19 protein-coding genes are annotated in these 24,213 nt (G+C 42.7%); 7 read left to right on the plus strand and 12 right to left on the minus strand.

Features of this window, described 5'->3' with window-relative positions; all coding sequences use genetic code 11:
* From cydC to metG, 10 genes are all read right to left on the minus strand, one after another.
* Entirely contained in the window at positions 1-1,650 is a 1,650-nt protein-coding gene (gene cydC / locus EV690_RS17345; RefSeq protein WP_131914286.1) for a thiol reductant ABC exporter subunit CydC, read from the minus strand.
* Positions 1,640-3,349: a thiol reductant ABC exporter subunit CydD gene (gene cydD / locus EV690_RS17350; protein ID WP_131914287.1), complete on the minus strand. Its 1,710-nt coding sequence runs from the start codon at positions 3,347-3,349 to the stop codon at positions 1,640-1,642. The genes cydC and cydD overlap by 11 nt, the downstream gene beginning before the upstream one ends.
* Positions 3,321-3,446, minus strand: a complete 126-nt coding sequence (cydX, locus tag EV690_RS17355; protein WP_131914288.1) for a cytochrome bd-I oxidase subunit CydX — start codon at positions 3,444-3,446, stop codon at positions 3,321-3,323. The genes cydD and cydX overlap by 29 nt, the downstream gene beginning before the upstream one ends.
* Before the next feature lie 12 nt (positions 3,447-3,458).
* Complete coding sequence (gene cydB, locus EV690_RS17360) at positions 3,459-4,595, minus strand: cytochrome d ubiquinol oxidase subunit II (protein WP_131914289.1); 1,137 nt, start codon at positions 4,593-4,595, stop codon at positions 3,459-3,461.
* A 3-nt stretch (positions 4,596-4,598) separates the two neighbouring features.
* Complete coding sequence (locus tag EV690_RS17365; protein WP_131914290.1) at positions 4,599-6,173, minus strand: cytochrome ubiquinol oxidase subunit I; 1,575 nt, start codon at positions 6,171-6,173, stop codon at positions 4,599-4,601.
* A gap of 490 nt (positions 6,174-6,663) precedes the next feature.
* Positions 6,664-7,431 (minus strand): methyltransferase domain-containing protein, encoded by a 768-nt coding sequence (locus EV690_RS17370; protein ID WP_131914291.1) that lies wholly within the window; start codon positions 7,429-7,431, stop codon positions 6,664-6,666.
* Between the two features lie 102 nt (positions 7,432-7,533).
* Entirely contained in the window at positions 7,534-8,928 is a 1,395-nt protein-coding gene (locus tag EV690_RS17375; protein WP_131914292.1) for an alpha,alpha-trehalose-phosphate synthase (UDP-forming), read from the minus strand.
* Positions 8,925-10,721, minus strand: a complete 1,797-nt coding sequence (locus EV690_RS17380; RefSeq protein WP_131914293.1) for a glycoside hydrolase family 15 protein — start codon at positions 10,719-10,721, stop codon at positions 8,925-8,927. The genes EV690_RS17375 and EV690_RS17380 overlap by 4 nt, the downstream gene beginning before the upstream one ends.
* 1 nt (position 10,722) lies before the next feature.
* Positions 10,723-11,463: a trehalose-phosphatase gene (gene otsB, locus EV690_RS17385; protein ID WP_131914294.1), complete on the minus strand. Its 741-nt coding sequence runs from the start codon at positions 11,461-11,463 to the stop codon at positions 10,723-10,725.
* A gap of 320 nt (positions 11,464-11,783) precedes the next feature.
* Positions 11,784-13,811 (minus strand): methionine--tRNA ligase, encoded by a 2,028-nt coding sequence (gene metG / locus EV690_RS17390; protein ID WP_131914295.1) that lies wholly within the window; start codon positions 13,809-13,811, stop codon positions 11,784-11,786.
* A gap of 278 nt (positions 13,812-14,089) precedes the next feature.
* Between metG and apbC the strand changes: the two genes are divergently transcribed.
* The 4 genes from apbC (at position 14,090) to EV690_RS17410 (ending at position 18,079) form a co-directional block, all read left to right on the plus strand.
* The gene (apbC, locus tag EV690_RS17395; protein WP_224055028.1) at positions 14,090-15,106 is read left to right on the plus strand and encodes an iron-sulfur cluster carrier protein ApbC; all 1,017 of its coding nucleotides are present in this window, start codon (positions 14,090-14,092) and stop codon (positions 15,104-15,106) included.
* Between the two features lie 128 nt (positions 15,107-15,234).
* The gene (gene udk / locus EV690_RS17400; protein ID WP_131914297.1) at positions 15,235-15,891 is read left to right on the plus strand and encodes a uridine kinase; all 657 of its coding nucleotides are present in this window, start codon (positions 15,235-15,237) and stop codon (positions 15,889-15,891) included.
* Positions 15,891-16,484 carry a dCTP deaminase gene (dcd, locus tag EV690_RS17405; RefSeq protein WP_131914298.1) on the plus strand — a complete coding sequence of 198 codons (594 nt, stop codon included), beginning with the start codon at positions 15,891-15,893 and terminating at the stop codon, positions 16,482-16,484. The genes udk and dcd overlap by 1 nt, the downstream gene beginning before the upstream one ends.
* 11 nt (positions 16,485-16,495) lie before the next feature.
* On the plus strand, positions 16,496-18,079 hold the full coding sequence (locus tag EV690_RS17410; protein ID WP_131914299.1) for an AsmA family protein: 1,584 nt from the start codon (positions 16,496-16,498) through the stop codon (positions 18,077-18,079).
* Here EV690_RS17410 and EV690_RS17415 read toward each other — a convergent pair.
* Entirely contained in the window at positions 18,076-18,756 is a 681-nt protein-coding gene (locus tag EV690_RS17415; protein WP_131914300.1) for a 2'-5' RNA ligase family protein, read from the minus strand. The genes EV690_RS17410 and EV690_RS17415 overlap by 4 nt on opposite strands.
* Positions 18,757-18,872: 116 nt before the next feature.
* Entirely contained in the window at positions 18,873-19,529 is a 657-nt protein-coding gene (locus EV690_RS17420; protein ID WP_131914301.1) for a GntR family transcriptional regulator, read from the minus strand.
* Positions 19,530-19,986: 457 nt separating this feature from the next.
* On the opposite strand from EV690_RS17420, the gene EV690_RS17425 reads away from it, so the two are divergent.
* The 3 genes from EV690_RS17425 to EV690_RS17435 are packed head-to-tail and all read left to right on the plus strand — an operon-like array spanning position 19,987 to position 24,122.
* Complete coding sequence (locus tag EV690_RS17425; RefSeq protein WP_131914302.1) at positions 19,987-20,745, plus strand: LamB/YcsF family protein; 759 nt, start codon at positions 19,987-19,989, stop codon at positions 20,743-20,745.
* A gap of 39 nt (positions 20,746-20,784) precedes the next feature.
* The gene (locus EV690_RS17430) at positions 20,785-22,365 is read left to right on the plus strand and encodes a 5-oxoprolinase subunit B/C family protein (RefSeq protein WP_131914303.1); all 1,581 of its coding nucleotides are present in this window, start codon (positions 20,785-20,787) and stop codon (positions 22,363-22,365) included.
* 2 nt (positions 22,366-22,367) lie between these two features.
* The gene (locus EV690_RS17435) at positions 22,368-24,122 is read left to right on the plus strand and encodes an acetyl/propionyl/methylcrotonyl-CoA carboxylase subunit alpha (protein ID WP_131914304.1); all 1,755 of its coding nucleotides are present in this window, start codon (positions 22,368-22,370) and stop codon (positions 24,120-24,122) included.
* Positions 24,123-24,213 lie beyond the last annotated feature (91 nt).

A 24,213-nucleotide genomic window follows, 5' to 3' on the forward strand; every position in this document is an offset into this window, starting at 1 on the left:
TTAAGACGCTGCTAATTTCATCGTTGTAAAAGTACCTAACATGGGTGTCTCCAAATGGCTGGCGATCACCAGTATTGCCGGGGCATAGGTGCCTTTTAGTGCTTCTGAGACAGTTTCAATAGTTTGTTTATCCAACCCCTCAAAAGGCTCATCTAACAACATCAAAGTCGGGCGCTGTAATAATACTCGAGCTAAGGCGAGCCGTCTCGCTTGTCCGCCCGAAATATCATTGCCTTGTGGCCCTAATAAGGTATGAATACCTTTCGGAAGACTCTTGACCCAGTGATCCAGTGCAACAGCTTCGAGTACTGCTAAAAGATCGTCATCACTGGCACTAGGTTGTCCCAATCGCAGGTTGTTTGCTAAGCTCTGGTTAAAGATATAAGGTGTCTGCGATAGATAGCCAATTTGTGCCTGATAGCTAAGCCGTTTTTCTAAACTGACTGGCGTTTCATTATAGATGATTTGACCTTTGTCTGGATTAAGCTGGTTTGCTAAAGCATCCAAAAGAGTACTTTTCCCAATTCCACTAGGACCTTTAAGCCAAATTTTACTCCCCAATTCAATTGTAAAAGTCATATCTTCTAAGCCGTTAACAGCACCGGCTTTACGAATAGAAGCCTGTTCTAGACGGATCTGTTTTAAAGGCTCGGATGGTGTATTAACATCGGGTGGAATAATGCTTTCTTGTGGCTGCAATTGGTTAAGCCGCTTAATTCCCACTTGTGCCTGTGCTGTTCCAATGAAGGCCGTTGCTAGGTTAGATAAGACCTCATTTAACCCTAACAAAGCAAATAACAATCCGGCGAAGACAGAGCCATTTATTTGGCCACTTTCTAGGTTGTTCATGGCCAATAGGCTGCTACTCATAATGGTCAAGGCGATAATTGCCAGCATCATATGGCGGGTACCGGCTGCAATTAATTGCATGCGATATTCATAGGCAAACTGTTTTTCATCGAGATGAAATAAGCGTTGCGCATAATTTTGCCAGCGGCCACGAATTAGGAGTGTTACTAATGCCCCAAACAAATTAATAAAGCGGGTTCGGCGGTACACCCCAATCATCTGTAACCGCCAGACCAATTTGCGTCCTAACCGGTAACTTAACCAAGGCAAAACAATCGCATTAATGAGTAACCCCGATGCCATTGGAATGAATGTAACCGGTGCCCAAAAGTAAATCACAAGCAGATAAGTGGCACAACATACATAAGCGTAAATTCTTGGCATCCAGACCTTAAGTGGCCAGCTGTTAATCAAGTCCACATCATTGACAATTCGCTGTAAAAGGGCACCAATTTTTAAGTGCTGCACAAATGGATGTGCAGTAAGCTGTTGCCATATCCATAAGCGCAAGTCTTTGAGCAGGCTAAGTAAATGATGGTGGGCGGTAAGTTGCTCAAAATAACGGCCGCTTGTTCGTAAAATAGCCATTAAACGAATCAATGCGCCCGGTGTGAAATAGTTAAATGAGATAGTTATTCCCATGACTCCCGCTAGACCTGCGGCAGTAATGAACCATCCTGATATGGCAAGCAGAAAAACCCCAGATAAGGTCGAAATAACTCCCAATGACAGGGCTAACCAGAGCATCCCACTTTGATTTTTTGTCAACGAGCGAATTGTTAACTTTTGATTAGCTTTCATCAATTCCTCCTTGTTGGACGATTTCACCGTGGCGCATCACTAATGCTTTATCACACCAGTCAACAGGATGAGTATCATGACTAATCAAAAGCGTCGTTTTATTACGCGTTACTTTTTCTAGCGTCTTATACAGTGCTTGACCCGTTTCACTATCTAAATGAGAGGCCGGTTCATCCAGTAACCAGATAGGCGCATCCGTCAAAATGGCTCTGGCTATTGATAACCGCTGTAATTGTCCGCCAGATAACCCAGAGCCTAATTCGGAAATGGATGTATCTAAACCTAACGGCAGAGCCTTGATAAAGTCAGCTGCTTCGGCCTGAATCAGAGCATTGGCAACATCAGTATCATTGACTGGCCCTAAACCTAGAATGAGATTTTGAGCTAAAGTTCCACTTACCCATTCAGGCATTTGAGGGATCCATGCTAACGTTTTACGCCAGCTATCTAATGTGAGATGTTTAAGTTCATGCTCACCAATTAAAAGTTTGCCTTGATAGTCTAGATGAAATCCGAGCAGGATATTCAACAAAGACGATTTACCAGCCCCCGATTCACCGCTTAACCAGATGCGCTCATTGGGTTGAATCGTTAAATTGACATTACTCAGTAGATTTCGCCCATCAATCGTCCAACGTAAATTCTCAAACGTAATTGGTTGATTCGTTTGGGCTTCGAACAACGACTTTTCTTTAGTGGGTTGGACGAGCTGAACATCTAAAATTTCTAAGATCTGCTCGGCTGCGGCAAGCGCTTTTTGCTTAGCGTGATAATCGGCACCGAGTTGGCGAAGTGGTAGATAAAATTCTGGAGCGAGTAATAACATGAATAATGAATCATGCAAATTTAAAAATATTTCACCATGAAAGCCCGGTACTTGTTTGATTAAACCTAAGCCAAGAATCAAAGCAACAACTGCAATGGATATGGAGGCAAAAAGCTCCAACGTTGCAGTTGATAAAAATGCCAAGCCGAGTACTTTCATCGTTGTATTTTGATAAGCTTCGGCGCTATCTTTAAGGCGCTGTTCTGCCTGCCTTTCTCGGCTAAGTAGCCGTAACTGAAACAAGCCTCGGGTCAAATCAACAAATTGATTAGATAATACGGCTAACACTGAAAACTGCTTGCGGTTGGCATTCGCCGCCTTTTCTCCTACAAGGATCATAAAATAAATAACGAGCGGAGCGGTCACCATAAAAACTGCAAATGCAAACCATGAAACAACCATCGCACAGATTAAAATTGCCAATGGAATGAAAACGCACATCATGGCCTGAAGCTGATAGCGACTAAAATAATCATCGAGCGCATCTACTTGTTCATAAATGGTCGTTGATAGTCCACCGTCCTGATCGATTATGTTTCGAGCTGGACCAAGTTGAGCTAAATGATTAATTAAACGTTTTCGAAGAGAAGCTCGAATATTAATGCTTGCTTTGGCACTAAATTGGTCTTTGACAAATCCGGCTGCCGCGCGAATAAGCATCGTGACCATTAGCCAATAAACTAAATGAATAGGGAAATGATGGGTCAGAATTAACTGACTGATGATTGTTGCCAATAATGCTGCTTGTATGACGACAGTGACTGTAATCACACCACCTGCAAAAAGCGCAGCAACGAACGGTTGCCGTTGCTGCGCTTGCAGATTTTTGAGCAGGTCTTTGGACTTATTCGCCGAAACCTTCTTGCTCAACATCTTCACCTTTATAACCGTAGAATTCTAGCCAAATTGCATTGATTACACCAAAAGAACAGGCCAGAAGTACACCTAAAATCCAGGCAAAATACCACATAATTGTACTCCTTTAATACAGTGAATGACTATTGTCTTCGATATGTTTGGTATCTAACCGACCACGCATAACCCAGTAATTCCAAAGGGTATACAACAAAATCAATGGTACAAATATACAAACGACAACAAACATAACGGTCAGTGTTCTATCGCTTGAGGTTGCATCCCACATGGTCAAGCTCATGTTCGGGTTAGTTGATGAAGGCATCAAGAATGGGAACATTGAGCCGCCAGCAGTTAAGATGACCCCAACAATACCTAGTGAAGAACATAGGAATGATTGCCATCCTTTGTTTTTCAATGAGGCCAACGCGGCTAATAACATCCCGCCAATACCGAGTACAGGAGCTACGATTAAAATGGGGTATTTACTATAGTTAGTTAGCCAAGCTCCAGGCTGAATAGAAACAGTTTTCATCAGCGGAGTAATATCGGCGTTAGCGTTAATTGAACTAGTTACAACATAACCGTCAATACCATAAGCGAGCCAAACACCTGCTAGAGCAAATAATACGGCACATAACAGACCCGTAATGGCTGTTGATTTACATGCACGGGCACGCAGTTCATCTGTGGTTTTCATCTGTAACCAAGCGCCGCCTTGTGTTGCGACCATCATGACACTGACTAAACCAGCTAGAACACCAAACGGATTTAATAGGCCAAAAAATGAACCTGTATAGTAAGACTCCATTAGGTCATTAAAATGGAATGGAACCCCTTGTAAAATGTTACCAAATGCGACACCGAAAATCAGTGGTGGAACAAATGAACCAAAGGTAATTCCCCAATCCCAAGCATTACGCCATCGACTATTTTCTAATTTAGACCGATAGTCAAAGCCCACAGGGCGGAACCAAAGACCTGCCAATGCTAACAACACTGCAAGATAAAATCCAGAGAATGAAGTTGCATAAACGACTGGCCATGCGGCAAATAATGCGCCACCAGCAGTAATGAACCAAACTTGGTTCCCATCCCAGTGAGGCGCCATACTATTGATCATAATCCGGCGTTCAGAGTCACTCTTACCGAGAATGCGCAGTAAGATCCCAACCCCCATATCGAAACCATCAGTGACTGTGAAACCAATCAACAGTACACCCATCAATATCCACCAGATAAATTTAAGAGTTTGATAATCCATCGATTAAATCTCCTTGGCTGTCGCAGAAGCTTCTTGTTCCAGCGCATAACGTCCGGTATGTAAGCTAGATGGTCCTTGTTTCGAGAATCGAATCATCAGATACATTTCGGCGACGAGGAAGAGAGTATAAAGTCCAATCATACTAATCATTGTGATGAGTATGTCTGTTTCTGATAAATTAGAAACAGCTAGACCCGTTGGTAATATTTCCCCAATTGCCCATGGTTGGCGACCAAATTCGGCAACAAACCAACCGCACTCACAAGCAAGCCAGGGAAGAGGGAGTGCCAGCACGCAGATCTTTAAGAAAGTTCGATTTAGACCAATTCGGCGACGAGCATTTTGGTAAAAAGCTGCTGCAAATAGTAATAACATCAAACCACCACAGGCGACCATGATGCGGAATGCCCAGAACAATGGGGCGACCTCTGGTACGCTGCTGTTGACGGCTGCGTCAATCTGGGCTTTAGTGATGTTTTTCATTTCGGGGTTATAAACTTTAACTAATAGCCCGTAACCCAGATCATTTTTCACTTTATCAAAATTGGCTTTCTCTGCAGGAGTCGCTGTTCCTGCTTTCAATTTTGTCAAAAGTTGGTAAGCGTAGATCCCATTGATAATGCGCTGGCGATGGTATTTCATCAAGTCATCAATGCCAGTTACTTTTTCATCAAGAGAACGTGTCGCAATTAAACCTAGAACCCCAGGAATTTTAATCGAATATTCGGTTTCTTTGAGTTTCTGATTTGGGAAACCAATCAATGTCCAGGCTGCTGGAGCAGGGGCTGTTTGCCATTCACCTTCAATTGCAGCAAGTTTGGTTTTTTGAACATCACCCATTTCGTAACCAGACTCATCTCCGAGGACGATCACGCTTAAACTCGCAGCCAAACCAAATGCAGCAGCGATGGCAAAAGAGCGTCGAGCAAAAGGTAAATCACGTCCTTTGAGCAAATAGTAACTAGAAATCACTAATACAAATATGGCACCGGTGCAATAGCCTGCAGAAACTGTATGCACGAATTTAACTTGTGCCACAGGGTTAAATAACAGTGTAGAAAAGCTAGACAGTTCCATGCGCATGGTTTCATAGTTGAAGTGCGCACCTACTGGGTTTTGCATCCAGCCATTGGCGATCAAAATCCACAGTGCTGACAAGTTTGACGCTATCGCTACTAACCAAGTCACTGCACAGTGTTTAGCTCTGCTCAATCGATCCCAGCCAAAGAAAAATAGGCCAACTAACGTAGATTCGAGGAAAAACGCCATCAACCCTTCAATTGCTAATGGGGCACCGAAGATATCACCTACATAGTGAGAAAAATATGACCAGTTCGTCCCGAACTGGAACTCCATGGTTAAGCCTGTTGCAACGCCGAGGGCGAAGTTAATTCCGAAGAGCTTCCCCCAAAACCGTGTCATATCTTTATAAACTTGCCGTCCAGTAATGACGTAGGTTGTTTCCATGATGGCCAATAAAAAGGACATACCTAGTGTCAATGGGACGAACAGGAAGTGATATAGCGCGGTAAGAGCGAACTGCAAGCGCGAAAGCTCGACCACCGTTTCGTTAATCATTATCTGCTCCTTAAGTAACGAATTATTGTTTTGTTGAAATCTCGGGGCAGATGGACACCTTTGCTCAACAATGTACATACCCTGAGATAAAGGCGGTAGGCGTTGCGACGTCACCGCAGTTTAGTTGTTTGGTTTTTAAGCATAAAGTTTTTAACAATAAATACTCAATAACCACTACAATATTATGCCATTAATTGATCTTAAATAAGAGTTAAAACACGCATTTTTCATCAATTATTTGATCGTGTTATAAACCAAATATGAAATGTTTCAAAAATGTTTTAATATTGTATTAATATAGTTTTTTATGTGTGTTTTTATGTGATCATTTCGCATACAAATGAAAACAAAAATTCAAATTTTTTAATTTTGATCTAAATCAAATAAATACAAGAAGTCTCAGTTTTAATTAATATACCCCGTAAATATAAACATATATTTAGAATATTTCATATATAAATGACCCAATATAAATATGATTTAGATCAATTTATTTAGAGTTTTTTGCAATGATATGAATATATCGACCGAGTTCAATATAAGTGGAGTGGGTTGAATATTGAAGCTCCATCTCAATCAATTCTGAATCGCTAAACTGTTCTTTAGCTCCCGCCTTTAGATAGTCGTGAATGACTCGAACACCACTGGTATGGAGTAGGTTGAACTGCCATTGGTTAATAATCCAGTGTTTAATGGTGGATAACGTATAGGCATGTTGCGGTGTAAGGCGGACGGTCTTCTTGGCTTTGAGGCCATTTTTAATATAACTGAAGTTACCACAAACCAATGCATGAAAGCGTTGTGCTTCTATATTATAGAACATTAATGAAAAATATCCGCCAGGGCGAATGAACTGCCTAAGCTGATTGAGAGTGGCATGGCCATTCTCTAACCACTCCAGAACGGCATGGCACAAAACTAAGTCAAATTGACCTAATTCGTCTGGTAAATCTTGAATGGCACATTGGATGAGTTGGATTGAGAGCTTTTTCGAGCTTCTTTGAATATCATCGCGAGCTTTATTCAGCAATTGCTCCGAGATATCGCATAAAACGACTTCATGGCCCATTGCTGCTAATCGTTGACTGAGGTAACCAAAGCCGCCGCCAGCATCAAGAATGCGGAGTTTACGTTGTGTTAATGCACAGTGTTTTTCTAAATCTCGCATTAAAATAGCAATACGAATTTGTCCCTTCACTGTGCCATAAATATTGCGAGTAAATTTCTGAGAAAGAGTATCGAAATTCTTATCGCTCATGAGCAAATAGCCACTAAATCTAGGCACTATAATCGTAACCCAAGGACAATACAATGCTATTTGCGAGTCCCCAGTCAGTACTTGACTGGGAACTATATGATTTTAACTTTTACTTAAATCATGAGGGCGAGCAATCAAATCGGCTCGGAAGTTTTTTTGCCAAGCATGGATATTGTTGCGTTCTAAAACCGTCATCATCTGTTTCCAGCGATCAATCCGTTCATCTAATGGCATCTCTATTGCGTCCGCTAGACTTTGCGCGACAGCTTCGGTGTCGTATGGATTGACAATGACCGCTGAATCAAGTTCTGCTGCTGCACCTGCCATCTTCGATAACACCAAAACCCCCGGGTCGTCTGCATCTTGTGCCGCCACAAATTCTTTCGCTACGAGGTTCATTCCATCTCGTAAAGGTGTTACAAACCCAACATGTGACAGATTATAAAGTGCTAACACGGTGTTACGTCTGAATCCTCGATTTAAATAACGAAGTGGGGTCCAATCAAAATCGGCATAAGTTCCGTTTACATGCCCGGCAGCTTGATCAATTTGTTGAGCTAATTGCCCATAAGCATTGACATCCCCTCGGGAAGTGGGTGCAACCTGCATATAAACGATTTGTCGGTGCAATTCGTTATGATTCTTCAATAATTGTTCATAAGCTTTAAATCGATGGAATATGCCTTTGCTGTAATCAAGTCGATCTACACCAATCAACAGTTTCCGGTCTGCTAATTCTTTTTTCAGTTGTCGATATTCTTGGGAACGTTGCCCACTCTTAACAAGCTGTGGCATTTCGTCGGTTTCAATGCCAATTGGATAGACACCTGTTTGCGTCTGATGGCCCATACAATCAATCAATCCCGAAGGTGAAATATCACCTTTCAATGTGTATCGTATTGATTCATGAAAACCACGTTCATCCGTTAATGTGTGAAATCCAAGTAAATCATAATGGAGCATTTCTAATAGCAAATCATGGTGATCAGGAAGTGCTCGTAATAAATCTAATGGTGGAAAAGGGGTGTGCAAGAAAAATCCAATCGGGGATTTTACACCTGCTTCTCTCAGCATTCTGGCCATCGGGATCAATTGATAATCATGGATCCAGATTGTGTCATCTTCTTTCAGATAAGGGAGTAAATGGTCAACGTATTTACGGTTAACACCTAAATAGCCCATTCGAAAGTGATGGCGATAATTCATCAAATCTGGACGTTGGTGAAATAACGGCCATAACACACTATTGGCATAGCCACGGTAAAAGTTGTTGTATTCATTTTGCCGTAATCCAATAGTGACAAAGTCGATATTTTTCCGTCTCTCTTGTCTTATTTCTGAAACTGGGCGATTTTCAATTCGTCCGTTCCAGCCAAACCAAAGCCCACCGGCTTCAGCCATCGCCGCAAGTACTCCAACAGCTAACCCTCCCTGAGCGCCTTTGCTTAGAGATTCTGGCCTTGCGACTCGATTGGATACAATGACAAGTCGACTCATAGTTCATCCTCCCAACGTTTACTTAACATTCTGGCACAGTTGATGATGCCAACCATGCTATAGGTCTGTGGGAAATTCCCCCAGAGCTCGCCGCTGTCGGGTTCTATATCTTCTGAAAGGAGTCCAACATGGTTTCGTCTTTCGAGTAAATCTTCAAATAATTCTCGAGCTTGTTCGTCGCGACCAATAGAAGCCAATGCTTCGATATACCAAAAAGAGCAAATGGTGAAAGCAGTCTCTGGTGCGCCAAAATCATCTTCAATCACGTAGCGGAATATGTATTTACTGCCTGAAGGCCGTAGTTGTTGTTCGATTGACTCGACGGTTCCAATGAAGTTTGGATCATCGCCCTGAACATAGCCCAATGTGCAAGCTAATAGTAAGCTTGCATCCATCGTGTCGCCCCCCCAAGTGGCGGTGTAGCTGTTTAATTTCTCGTTAAATGCATTTTCCTCGATATCTTTACGCATGGTCTGTGCATGACTTTGCCAGTATTGTTCCCGTTGGGGGAGTTGTAATTTACGAGCAATCTGCCCGAGTCGGTCGGCGGCTGCCCAACACATCATGCTGGAGAACGTATGGACGTGCTGGCTGCCTCGCAGTTCCCAAAGGCCGGCATCAGGTTGATTATAATATTGAACAGCTTTTTCTCCGACCGCTTCAAGCAGCTGGAATAAACGCTGATCGCCAGGTCGGCGAATTCGTTCATCAAAAAACATCTGTGTTGCTGATAAAACAATTGCCCCATAGACATCATGCTGAATTTGATCGGCAGCCTGATTCCCAAAGCGAACCGGGCCCATTCCTTGATAACCATCTAACGCATCAATAATGCGCTCTTGCATGTGTTTATCACCATTGATGCAAAATACGGGTTGTAAATATTCATCATCAAGTGTTGCCGCTAAATTAACCAGATATTGTAAATACTGTTCCATCGTGGCGGTGATCCCAAGACGGTTTAGAGCATGCACTGTAAAATAACTATCTCGCAACCAGCAGAACCGGTAATCCCAGTTTCGTTCAGTATTTCGTGCTTCGGGAATTGAAGTAGTCATGGCAGCGACAATGGCACCTGTATCTTCAAATGCACTTAATTTTAAGGTGATTGCTGCCCGGATAACCGCATCTTGCCATTCAAATGGAATCGACAGGTTTCTAACCCAGTCCTGCCAGTTGCTCATGGTTTGGTTTAAAAAACGCTGTGTTAATTGCTTAATCGGCTCTTCAATACTCTCGTCACTTCCAAAAATCAGGTAACGTTCCTGATCCAGAATAAACCATTTTTCATCATGAATACTGACAACCGATAAATCAGTCGTTAATCGCAGTGACTGAGTTTCACCAATAAAGCTAATATGATTACTGCCTTCAATACGCTGGTACGGGACGTTTCGCTCATTATCAGCAGGACGTAGTCGAACTCGGATTTTTGGCGAGCCAATTGGCGTTAAAATACGCATGATAGTAATTGGGCGATGGGTTCGTCCATATAGCCAGAACCGCGGAGCAAAATCGGTAATGATCAGCCCATTCCCGCGTTGGTCATACAATGTTGTTTTTAAAATAGCTGTATTTTTAATATATTCTTGCTCACTATAGGAAAAATCAGCTACATCAACACCATAAGTCCCTGTAAGAGAGGCTTTATCACCTACTTTGAGCAATGAGGCAAAGACTGGATCACTATCAAAACGAGGCATACAAGACCAAACAATTTCACCCATCTTATTGACTAATGCACTAATCGTACAGTTGCCGATTAAGGCTAATTCCAAATTATTATCGGGCATATTATTCCTCGCAATATAAGCTTGAACTTAGAAATGAAAAAACATCCTGAGGAGATTGTAGGTGATAATCAGCAATTGTTTCGCCTTCACCAACTTTAACTGCAATGCCATTATGTTGCTTCACCCATGAAAAGGCATCTTCATCAGTAGTATCATCACCAAAATACCAAGGCGTTTTGTGTGTAAAGTGATGGTTTTGCATAAAGAATTCAAGAGCTGATGCTTTATTTACGCCCTTCGGTTTTAATTCTCGGATATATTTACCTCGTTGAATATTTACTCCACTATATTGATGCACTAGAGTATCTAAATATTCGTCGATCTTAATTTCTAATTTGGGGTTATTTCGGTAATGGATGGCTGAAGATAAAGGCTTGGCTTCCCATAGCAACTGATTGTTTTCACAGAAAGCCTTACATTGAGACATCAACTTATCAGGTAGAGGAGTAACATCAGGGTGAATAACAATATCACCAAACGGAACTTTTCTGAATTGCATTCCGTGGCTTCCCCCCATCAAAAGAAGGGGTAAACGGAGTAGTTTATCCAGTGATTCGATGCTTCGGCCACTGATAATAGCAAGCGCATGATTGGTTTTGCTATCGAGGGTTGTCAATAGGTTGCGCAGTTGCTCTGTTACGACAACTGCATCCGGGGTCGGCTGCAAGTCTACTAAGGTGCCGTCAAAATCTAAAAACATTGCAGATTGATTTAATATCAATTCAGGCAATTTGTTCTTCATATAACAGCTCTCCAGTTAATAGTATTATATAAACATAACGCGAATTGAAAAATAAAACAAGTCTGCTAATTTTCCTGGATGTTATGTTCTAAGATGAAAAATAAACAAAAACACTTAATAAATAAATTTAAATATTAAAGATAAAACTATATTAAGGTTAAAGTGAATTAACAATGAATAATAGAAGGTTATTTTTGAATATGAATTAATACTAGTAATTTAATGTCAATTATTGAAAAGATTATATCTAATTTAATGATTATATATTTTACTAAATAATCAATTGTTTCAAATAAAGGCCCATTAAAGGGCCTTATTATTTATTTTACTCTCATTCCTGGTTTGGCACCATCATCGGGGGAGAGTAACCAAATATCATCGCCTCCAGGGCCTGCTGCGGCAATCATCCCTTCTGATAGACCAAATCGCATTTTTCGGGGAGCTAAATTAGCTACCATAACGGTTAAGCGACCTTCTAAATCCTCAGGAGAATAAGCTGATTTTATGCCTGCAAAAACCTGACGCGTTTCGCCTCCTAAATCGAGCTGTAATTTCAGAAGTTTACGAGCTTCAGGGACGTGTTCTGCTTTGATGATGCGAGCAACTCGCAGATCAATCTTAGCAAATGTATCATAGTCAATCGTTTCACTAATTGGCTCATCAATTAATGGCCCCGTTGCTTTGGGTTGTTGCATTTTTGCTAAATCCTCTTTAGAGCTTTCGATCATGGCGTTGATTTTATCCATATCCACGCGCTGCATCAGAGGTTTAAATGAATTTATAGCCTGACCAAAGATAGGCTGATGAATTCCTTCCCAAGTGAGTTTGGAATTGAGTAACTGTTCAGTTTGCTCACCGAGCTCTGGAAGCACAGGTTTAAGATAGGTAATGAGGATTCGGAATAGTTCAATGGCTAATGAACAAACCTGATGAGCCTGTTCTAAAGTTTCGTCATTTTTTACTAACTGCCATGGAGCCTGTTCCGCAATAAATTGGTTGGCTTTATCAGCCAGAGCCATGATTTCACGAATGGCTTTGCCAAATTCACGCGTTTCGTAAAATTGTGCAATTGTTTCTTCGGCAGCAACAAATACAGAAAGTAACTGTGGATTTATATTCTCTTGGGACAGTTTACCGTCAAACCGTTTTTTTATAAATCCGGCGGTTCGGCTGGCAATATTTATGACTTTACCCACTAAATCAGCATTAACTCGCTGAGCAAAATCTTCAAGATTTAAATCCAAGTCATCGATCCGACTATTGAGTTTAGCGGCATAATAGTACCGCAGATAGGCTGGATCGAGATGTTTTAGATAAGTTGAAGCTTGAATAAATGTCCCCTTAGATTTGGACATTTTTTCGCCGTTTACGGTGACATAACCATGTGCAAAGATATTAGTTGGTTTGCGATAGCCAGCACCATCAAGCATTGCAGGCCAAAATAAGCCATGGAAATAGATAATGTCTTTGCCAATAAAGTGATAAACCTCAGCAGTGGAGTCTTGTTTCCAAAATTGGTCAAAATCAACATCATGCTGAGCGCAGTAATTTTTAAATGCGCCCATATAGCCAATTGGGGCATCTAGCCAGACATAAAAATATTTGCCCGGAGCGTCGGGAATTTCAAAGCCAAAATAAGGCGAATCTCGGCTAATATCCCATTGCTGGAGACCTTGCTCGAACCACTCGCGCAGTTTGTTTGCGATTCCTGCTTGAAGTGAGCCAGAATCGATCCACTCTTTGAGCATTGTTTCAAATGCTGGCAGGTCAAAGAAATAATGTTCCGATTCACGGAGAATTGGCGTTGCCCCAGAAACCACTGAGTGAGGGTTGATTAATTCTGTCGGGCTATATGTTGCACCACAGGAATCACAGTTATCACCATATTGGTCATCTGAACCACAACTTGGGCAAGTTCCTTTAACAAAACGGTCCGGTAAAAACATCTGTTTTTCCGGATCATAAAGCTGAGAGATAGTACGAGTTTTGATATAACCGTTATCGCGCAGCATTTTATAAATATGTTCAGAATAAAGGCGGTTTTCTTCACTATGAGTAGAGTAATAATTGTCAAAACCGATGCGAAAGCCAGAAAAGTCAGCTATATGTTCTTGACGAACTTGGTTAATAAGTTCTTCTGGTTTGATCCCAAGTTGTTGAGCTTTAAGCATAATAGGAGTGCCGTGAGCATCATCGGCACAGATATGATAACAGCTGTGCCCTCGCAGACGTTGGAAACGAACCCAAATATCAGTTTGAATGTGTTCGAGCAGGTGACCTAAGTGAATGGCGCCATTTGCATATGGCAGAGCACTTGTCACAAGTATTTGTCGTTTTGTCGTTGTCATGCTGGTTTAACTACTGTAATTAAAAAAGAAAGTTACGCTATTGGTTAATATTCACGTGAATCATAAGCAAAGCCCCTACCAAATAGTTGTTGATAGGTCTGCGGTGAGACCGTTCGATACCTTGTAATTGAGTGATACCCTTGGGACGACCCGTATATCATGACGAAAATATTTGATCTGACATCCTACCTGATTGGACCAAGTTTTCCTAGCCACCCCATCGCGTGAATGATGTAAATGCGTATAATACGTGCAAGCGAATGCAAAAAGGTAATATTATGGAAAATCAGGTTTTTCGACATCAACCAGAATATTGGTCAACAACGATTGAGCAATCCGGTTGGTTAACTCGCGATGAGAATAACCCCAATGGGTGGGTTTTTGCACCGCCGTTTTTTTGTCCACAAGTATATGCATATATTCATGAGCAGTTAGGGGAAGTTCGTTATTCACCTAAAGTGAGCGCAAGGGCTTTAAAAGGGAAAAATCAGACGCCCGTTAAGGGGGTTAAAAATATGCTGGCTGTGAGCTCTGCTAAGGGCGGGGTAGGTAAGTCGTCGGTGACTGTTAATTTAGCAACGGCGCTAGCTAAAGCAGGAGCTCGGGTGGGGATACTCGACGCAGATATTTATGGCCCTTCAATTCCGCTATTACTGGGCCTTGAAGGAGCGCAACCAGAGTCCAATGATGGTAAAACGATGGAACCGCTGGTCGCGCATAACGTCTATGCAAATAGTATTGGTTTTTTGCAGCCCCCCGAAGAGGCGGCTATTTGGCGTGGTCCGATGGCCAGTAAAGCGCTAATGCAACTTCTTGCTGAAACCAATTGGCCTGATTTGGATTATCTACTAATTGATATGCCCCCAGGCACTGGTGATATTCAACTAACAATGGCACAGCAAATGCCTGTAACGGCGAGTCTTGTGGTTACTACCCCACAAGCACTCTCATTAAGAGATGCACATAAAGGCATTTCAATGTTTTTCCATGTCGATGTTCCAGTGCTCGGAATTATCGAAAATATGAGTTATTATGTCTGCTCGTCTTGTGGGCATAGACATCGGTTATTTGGTGAGCAGGGAGCAGAAATGTTGTCGCAGGCAACGAAGCTACCGTTGCTAGCTAAATTACCATTTGATCAGAATGTTAACGTATGCAATGAAAAAGGGAATGATCTTCAGCAGCTTGATTGCCCAAGTGCTGGTATTTATCTCTCTTTGGCTGAGCAACTATCAACACGCCTGTATTTTAATTCAGGTGAACGTGCTGAGCCCATTGCCGTTGAAGTACTCTAAAGTGGGATGGATTCAATTAGAGTACTAATTTAACAAACTGTTAACCCCGTACGTTATAAACGCACGGGGTTTTGCTATATGTAATGTAAATCATTTTCAATTAACTGCTTTTGTATAAATATAATCATATGTCTAAATCGTCTAAGTGTGTGGTGATCGGGATAGCCGGAGCTTCCGCATCAGGCAAGAGTCTGTTTGCTAAAAGTGTCTATCAAGAGGTGAGTGATGAAATTGGTGCAGGTTGTATCAGTGTCATCTCCGAAGATTGCTATTATAAAGATCAATCGAATATGTCGATGGCGCAGCGCGTCCGCACTAATTATGATCATCCTCAGTCGATGGATCATGCGCTGCTTGTTGAGCATCTTAAATTACTTAAATCGGGGACCGCTATCGAGATGCCACAGTATTCGTATACTGAGCATACCCGTTTACCAACAACTAAGCATCTTGGACCAACCAGAGTTATTTTACTTGAGGGCATTTTGTTGTTTACTGATGAAGCGATTCGCTCCCAGATGGATGCAAGCATCTTTATGGACACGCCGTTAGATATCTGTTTAGCACGACGAATTGAGCGAGATGTTCGAGAGCGTGGACGAAAATTGGAGTCCGTTCTGGCCCAATACCATTTAACAGTTCGGCCAATGTTTAAGCAATTTATTGAGCCTTCTAAACAATATGCGGATGTAATTATTCCTCGGGGCGGTAAAAATCGTATTGCAATTGATATTATCAAAACGCGAATTCGCCACTTATTAGCCCAATCAGAGGAGAAACACTAATGCGATTATGCGATGTCGATATTAAACAGTGTCTGGCTGACGGTCGCATTGTGATTGCTCCTGCTCCTTCTGAAGACATGATTAGTGGTGTCACTGTTGATATCCGCTTGGGTCATGAGTTTCGAGTATTTAATGATCACACTGCACCGTATATTGACTTAAGTGGCCCAAAGGCAGAAGTTACTGAGCAGTTGCACAAAGTGATGAGTGATGAGATTTACATCTCCGATAGTGAAGCGTTTTTCTTGCACCCTGGGGAACTTGCCTTAGCCGCAACTTATGAGTCGGTGACTTTGCCTGATGATTTAGTCGGGTGGTTAGATGGGCGTTCATCACTTGCGCGACTTGGCCTCATGGTCCATGTGACGGCACATCGAATTGATCCAGGATGGTCCGGAAAAATAGTTCTTGAGTTTTATAATTCAGGTAAGTTGCCATTAGCGTTACGCCCGAAAATGGCTATCGGAGCTTTGAACTTTGAAACATTATCGGGTCATTCGGCCAAACCGTATAATAAACGTGCCAATGCTAAGTATCGTAATCAACAGGGCGCAGTGGCAAGTCGTATTGATGAAGATGAACAAGCGTCCTGAGGATTTAAAGCATGCGTAAATGGATGATTGCGCTGGTCGCATTAATAGCTGTGACTTGTGCTGCAATTCTGACGGTTGTATTACAGATCAATCCAAACGATTTTAAATCGGTGATTAGCCAAGAAGTAAAGGCTAAAACAGGGCGTACCTTAACGATAGCTGGCAATATGCACTGGCATTTTTGGCCGTTAACGCTCTCTGCCAGTGATATGTCATTGAGTGATGATCCCGATTTTCGGGATGGGAAGTTGTTGTCGATTGGCCAGATGAAGGTGGCTGTTTCACCTTGGGGACTGGTGGAAAAGCATCTTGAGTTAGGCAAAATTGAACTATCCCAAGTTTCTGTGCATTGGCTACGTAACGCGCAAGGACAGACTAATATACAGTCATTATTAAATGATGTGCGACGTGCATCAGGCACTCATATTGTTGATCCATCTTTGTGGCAAGTTTCGACTCAGGGCATTGAGATCCATGATGCCACTTTGGATCTTACGGATCAGTTAGATCACCAGCATATTCAGATAGCTCCGCTCAATATTTCATTGGGTTCAAAAAGCGCTGATCAGTCTCGTCCTTTAGATATATCGTTGCATTTTAATGATGGCGTTCATCAATTACAGAGCAGTCTCAAAGCTTCTGTCCGGGTGACGAATAATTGGACCAACTGGACATTGATTGATTTTACCCAAACGACTCATTTTCATGGACTATTTCAAAAGCAAGGTTTAGAGAAGTTGACCCTTTCAGGGGCTGCGCATTTTGATTCAAAATCGAAGCAATTAGTCATGCGCCCCTTATCGTTCAGCTTTAATAAGCAACCTTCAATGGATGGAGAATTAGACTTTGATGGCCAGCACATCCCTTATAATGTGACCTTTAACGTCACTGGAAGCGCATTACAGCTCCCTCGTTTTGAAACGTTACTCAATCGATTTGGCCATCAGCATATTCAAGGACTTGATCTCGTTAATGCACAAGGCCAGTTCAAGCTAGATCAATTAAAAATGGGGCGTGTTACGCTTGATCATCTGTTATCAAAAGTTCTTGTCAAAAAAGGGGCAATTAAGTTCCAGCAACTGACGGCGGATTTTTATGAGGGGAATATTAGCGCCAACACTGAGCTTGATTTAAGTCAGAATCCAGTGACCTTTGCCGTCACCGGAGATATTGCTGGCGTTGATGCAAATGCTTTGTTTCAGAGTTGGTGTGCTCGCTCGCCGGTGACAGGAACATTGCGTTTGAGCACGCAATTAGAGGGAACATTGCCTATCCAATCTTTTCATAATGTCAAAGGAAATGTGCAGGTCAACTTAGCAGATGGATTGCTTCGCGGTGTTGATTTAACCTCGTTAGCAAGCAGTGGGCAAAGCAGCCTTAAACAGTTGAGCGGTCGAGCTGAATTTACCTCAGATCAATTAAACTTGCAGGCCATTCAAATGCAATTGGCAAGTGGCGTTGCACGTCATGGCTCTGGACACTGGAATGAAAAAGCTGACCAGGCCATGGTGACATTATTAAGTGGTGATAAATTTTTAAAACGGCTGAGCGTAAGTCATGAACTTTGTCAGCCACACTATTTATTTAAAAACTAGTGCTGAAGTGGATAGGTCGCAATAATTTGAGTTGGCTGGCCCAGCGAGTCGACAATTGCGATACCTATTCCGCTGATACTTCCTTCAGTTTTGGGAACCTGTTTGTGGACCTTAGTTTTAAAAATCGCTAGATTCTTATTGTTTTCATTAGCCAATAATGTCATATGAGGCTGAAAATTCTGGAATACATTTGGGCTACCGTAGCGTCTGAAAGCAGCGAGCTTATTCGGATATTTCTTGACCCAATTGGGTAACGTCGGTTGTGGGGCTCGATAATCCTCCGCAGCAAGTGTTACTGTATCTGCTAATTTTTGTAATCGCTTAGACCAGTTAATATCGATAAAAACCCAATTTCCTTTGGTAATGGTGATCCCTTTTGCTTCTATAGGCAAAGATGGGGTGTGCTGTGCTATTTGGCGAACCACTTTTTGTATCGATGGCAGTGCTCGCTCGGGAAATTCGGTTAAATATAGCGTGATATGGGGTTGCTTACCTTTGGCGTAAAATGTCGTCATTCCTAAATTAGCCAAGGTTTGGCTATTTTCTTCTACTAAATTCTGAATCCTATCTGAGGGTAGGGCAAAAATATCGACGGAGATATTTTTAGCCCATGCCGAATGGACGAACAGGCTTGCTGAAATAGCCATGGTCAGTTTCAGTGATCTAATCCAATACATAAAAGCTCCTGTAACTATGGAGATACATTATGATTTAATCACTTTACATGTGACATTTTGATGATATGCAGCTGAAATCGTTATAATTGCTCTTAAATATGGCCTGTTCTGGTAACCTATGCGGTATGCTGAGAATAGGCGGTTAAGAGTAGTCGTTCAGAGGCAACCAGATAGTCGTGCAATAAAGTGACAGCCTGATTTATCTTTCCGGCAGTGAGGAGCATCAACAGTTGGTCATTTTTCTCAATGTAGGGTGAATGCAGTCTCTCAGGAGAACCCAAAAAGTTAAATGCTAACCTTAATTCTGCCGCAATGCTATAAAACAGGTGTTGCAGTCGTTTACTGTCAGAGAGTGAGACTAATGCTCGGTGAAATTCCATATTAGCAGTGCCAACGCCCTGCCAGTTACTTTGATGTCGTAACTGTAGCGCCTTCTGAATGGCTTGTCGCATCGTGGGTAAAGCCGGATGAAATGGATAGGACTGTTTAATGGCATCGATCTCGATGACTCGTCTTACTCGATAAATATCGATGATATCTTGCACTTGCGGACACGCCACACAAACCCCTCGGTGCGGTTGATAAACGAGCAGTCCTTCTTGAGTGAGTAGCCGAAATCCTTCGCGTAGCGTGTTACGAGAAACTTCAAGCTGCTCGCTTAAATTCGCTTCACTTAAACGTTGCAGTGGTAATAGCTCCCCTTCCGTAATAAGTTCTCTGATCTGTTGATAGACGCGTTGGCTGAGGCTTTGTTGACCTAGTTTACCCTTCATGTTGACTCTTGAATCTTAGTCTTTAATGCATTCAGCATTGCACACCGCGATGGATCAAACAAGAAAACTAAAAGCACCAACTATGTGCAATATTGCACCAATAGTGTGCTTTTATTTACATTGCAGAGGCTTTTTAGCTAAAATTCAGTTGAAATACCTGAAATTTGATCGTCTATTAAGTCATTATTGTTCAACAATTATTTATTGAGTATCCACATTATTTTTATAAACCCATGATTTTGGCCCATTATTTGCTGGTATTCGTGAATGCATGAGAATGCTGCAATTGTGTCAGCTTAAGGTGGCTCAATAGTGGTTTTGCCTTGATAGTTAAATGAAGAATGTCTCTGGAATTGGAAACAGACTGTTTTGAATCATAGTGAGTTGGTACGGGATATTCCATGATGTGCTCTCAGAGTCCTTTTAAGAAATAGATTCAATTATTAGTGAGATAAGCATGGTTTCAATCGATCTAAATAGCGATTTGGGGGAAAGTTATGGAGCTTGGCGTATGGGAGATGACCAAGCCATGCTCGATATCGTGAGTAGTGCCAATATTGCTTGTGGTTTCCACGCAGGGGACCCGGCGACAATATTAACCACATTGCGCCAGGCTAAAGACGCTAAGGTTGCGATTGGGGCGCATATTAGTTATCCCGATCGCGTTGGGTTTGGCCGTCGAAAAATGGACTTAAGTTACAGTGAACTTTTTTCAGATAGCTTGTACCAGATAAGTGCCTTGAGTGGCTTGGCGCATAGTGTCAATGTTCAAGTTCGTTACGTGAAGCCACACGGTGCATTATATAATTCAATTGCTCAAGATTTAGCACAAGCTCAGGCAGTTATCGACGCGATAACTGCCTTTGATAGCTCGCTAGCGATGGTCGTTCTGGCTGGAAGTCCTCTCGTTGAATTAGCTAAACAGCAAGGGATTCGCGTGATTCAGGAAGTCTTTGCTGATCGTGCTTATCAAAAAGACGGCCAACTTGTTTCCCGGCGTATACAAGGTGCTGTGATTGCAGATCCTGATCTGATATGTCAGCGTATGATCTCACTGATCAATACATCTAAAATTCCTACAATCGATGGTGGTTATACCAGCGTTCAAGCTGACTCTATTTGTGTCCATGGTGATAATCCAGAAGCAGTCGCGATCGCTTCTAAATTGCGTGATGCACTTAAACAGGTAGGGATAAATATTCAGGCGTTTTCGTAAAATCTGTGTTTATGGCTCATTATCATAAGGAATATTCCGTTGCGTTTTTTACCCGTTAATTTAACTGCTTTATTAGTCGAATTAACAACTTTAGAACAAGCTATTGCCTTACATCGAAATTTAATCAATGAGCCTATTGAAGGAATTATGCAGATGTTGCCGGCGGCTAGGACGGTGTTGATTGAATATGATCCGCTATATCTATCAAAGCAGCAATTAGCGCAACAAATATCGCAGCGTTCATTCGAGCAAAGCTCATTGTCATTAGGCAAACTGGTTAAAATCGATGTTGAATATAATGGTTGCGATCTGGGAGAAGTGGCCGAATATCTCAATCTATCGGTTAACGCTTTGATTGATTGGCATACCGAGGCACCGTTTCAGGTCGCTTTTACTGGTTTTGCGCCAGGATTTGCCTATCTAAAAGCATTGGGAACCTCGTTGGTGGTACCTCGGCGGAACTCGCCTAGGGCCAAAATTCCAGCCGGTTCAGTGGCTTTAGCCGGTGAATTTAGCGGAATTTACCCTAAGGATAGTCCTGGCGGTTGGCAGTTGATCGGCCAGACTTCACAAGCGATGTGGGATCTTAAACGTGAAAGGCCCGCGTTACTAGAACCTGGTGATCGGGTTCAGTTTGTGAATGCCCAAAAAATTGCGATAACTGTCCCCAAAATCATTGAGCGATCATCTCCCCCTTCAAGTGTCGCACCATCAACGAATGGATTAATTGTGAATAGTTCTGGTTTATTCACTACTTTTCAAGATTTAGGGCGTGTTAACAAAGCCTCTCAAGGGGTTTCGCCCTCAGGGGCAATGGATCAATATGCCTATCGGGTGGCGAATCGGTTAGTTGGAAATTGTTTGGATGAGGCCGTTATAGAGTTAACTCACGGACATTTTTCGGCCTGTGTAGCGGGCGAATTGGTTGTTGCGCTCACTGGAGCGCCTTGTCAACTAAGTGTTAAGGATCAAGAAGGGCGTGCAGTTGAATGTCAATTTAATCAACCGTTTGCTTTATGTGAAGGCGACACCTTGTCCATTGGGGCGAGTAACGCCGGGGTGCGTAGTTATCTGGCTGTCCGTGGCGGCTGGTTATGTGACAAAGTACTTGAAAGTGCTAGTTTTGATTCGCTTGCTAAGTTAGGACCTTTGCCATTACGCGTGGGAGATCGCATTTTGGCACGGACATCATCGCTGCTGAGTGCGGTTCAAACTAATTATTGTGAACCCACTGAACGTTATCCCACCACTCGTGATGTTGTAAAATTGGATATTGTATTGGGCCCTCACTGTGATTGGTTCAGTGAGCATGCCCTTGATGTTTTAAGCTCTGCTCGCTGGGTGGTTGCAAAGCAGTCTGATCGCATTGGTATTCGCTTAGAATCGACGGAAACTCTCGAGCGCAAAGTGGCTTATGAATTACCCAGTGAAGGCGTTGTAGCTGGCTCAATTCAAGTGCCTGCGAATGGTCAACCGCTTATTTTTATGCGCGATCACCCATTAACCGGAGGATACCCAGTGATCGCCTGTATTACTGATTACCACCTCGATTTAGTCGCTCAGTTACCTGTTGGGGCATCCGTTCAATTTCACCCCATCTCACCGTTTGCGGAGATTTAGTTATGTCGTTTCATTTTAGCTCGAATCATCAACCGAAAGTTTTAATCGCAAACCGAGGTGAGATTGCGGTTCGGATTATTCAGGCCTGCCATGATGTAGGTGCTCTGGCGGTGGCCGTTTACGCGGATACAGATAGCCAAGCCATGCATGTTGAGATGGCTGATGAAGCTTATGCGCTCGAAGGACGCACAGCCCAAGACAGTTATCTGAATATTGAAAAGCTGCTCAGTATTGCCAAGCGGTGCCAGGCTACTATGGTTCATCCAGGATATGGTTTTTTATCTGAACGTAGTGAATTTGCGCAAGCGGTGATTGCAGCAGGGTTAACTTGGATTGGTCCAGCGCCTGAAACTATCGATATGCTCGGTAATAAAGTTTCTGCCCGTCAGCTAGCTCAGAAGGTAGGAGCCCCGCTTGCTAAAGGTACTGATAAACCTGTTGCAAATGCTCAAGAAGTGATTGCCTTCGCAAGACAGTATGGTTTGCCAATTGCGATTAAAGCAGCGTTTGGTGGTGGTGGGCGTGGATTAAAAGTTGCTCGTAAAATGGAAGATGTTGCGGAGCTTTATCACTCAGCCGTACGTGAAGCTCAAGCGGCTTTTGGTCGCGGAGAATGCTTTGTTGAGCAATTTCTGGAAAGTCCTCGACATATTGAAGTGCAAGTCTTGTGTGACCAATTTGGGCAGATTGCTGTTTTGGGTACTCGCGACTGCTCCTTGCAGCGGCGTAATCAAAAGCTAGTTGAAGAAGCGCCAGCACCTTACTTAACGGCTGAACAGCGTCAAACGCTCCATGCCAGTGCGCGCGATATTTGCCAAGCAGCACATTATGTGGGGGCTGCTACAGTTGAATTTTTATTAAGTCGAGATGGGACGATAGCCTTTTTAGAGGTGAATACTCGTTTGCAAGTTGAACATCCGGTAACTGAGATGATCACCGGGATCGATATAGTGGTTGAGCAATTGCGTATTGCCAGTGGTCTGAAATTAGATTGTGCTTTAGACGTCGGTGTTCAAGGGCATGCCTTTGAGTTTCGTATTAATGCCGAAGATCCGGGCAAGGGTTTTTTGCCTACTCCGGGTACCATTACCCAATTTAAAATACCTACCGGTCCGGGGGTGCGACTTGATACAGGCGTTTGCTCTGGTTCTTTAGTGCCCGGTGAGTTTGACTCATTAATGGCCAAACTTATTATTTATGGCCAAGATCGTGAACAAGCACTACAAAGAGCGGGTCGTGCGTTAAGTGAATTCGTGATTGAAGGTGTAAGTAGTGTATTAGATTTCCATCGGGCGGTAGTTGAATGCGAGGATTTTGTTGAAGACTTCGCGGTTCATACACGGTGGATAGAAACCCAGAAAAAATTGAAATTTACCAGTAGTCCTAGACCTCAATCAGATGCTCGCGCTATGCATCGTTTTATGATCGAAATTGATGGTAAACGTTGTCAGATCGGTTTGCCAGCTGAGTTGTTGGCCGGGTTTAATCGTGATGCTGTGCAGTTAGAACAACTGGATCCTTTGCAAGGTGAGATGAACTCTGGGAGAGTGAATGCCCCCATTACTGGTTCCTTGTATCAATGGCGTGTGGCTGATGGAGAAACCGTGAAAAAAGGACAAACCATTGCAATTATGGAGGCAATGAAAATGGAACTTCAGGTTTTTGCTCCATGTGATGGCAAGCTTGTACAGCAAATAGGTGAGGGGGAAGCGGTATCAGCGGAGCAAATTATTGGTCAGGTTATGACATCTTGCTAGGGACTGTTGACCTTTGGTGGTTGAATTTTGTTCAAATTAAACGCATTTTGAACGCGGCGCCCCCTGCGTCGCTTAATGAGTGAAGCAAGCA

Source organism: Celerinatantimonas diazotrophica, from assembly GCF_004339545.1.
GTDB classification, from domain to species: domain Bacteria; phylum Pseudomonadota; class Gammaproteobacteria; order Enterobacterales; family Celerinatantimonadaceae; genus Celerinatantimonas; species Celerinatantimonas diazotrophica.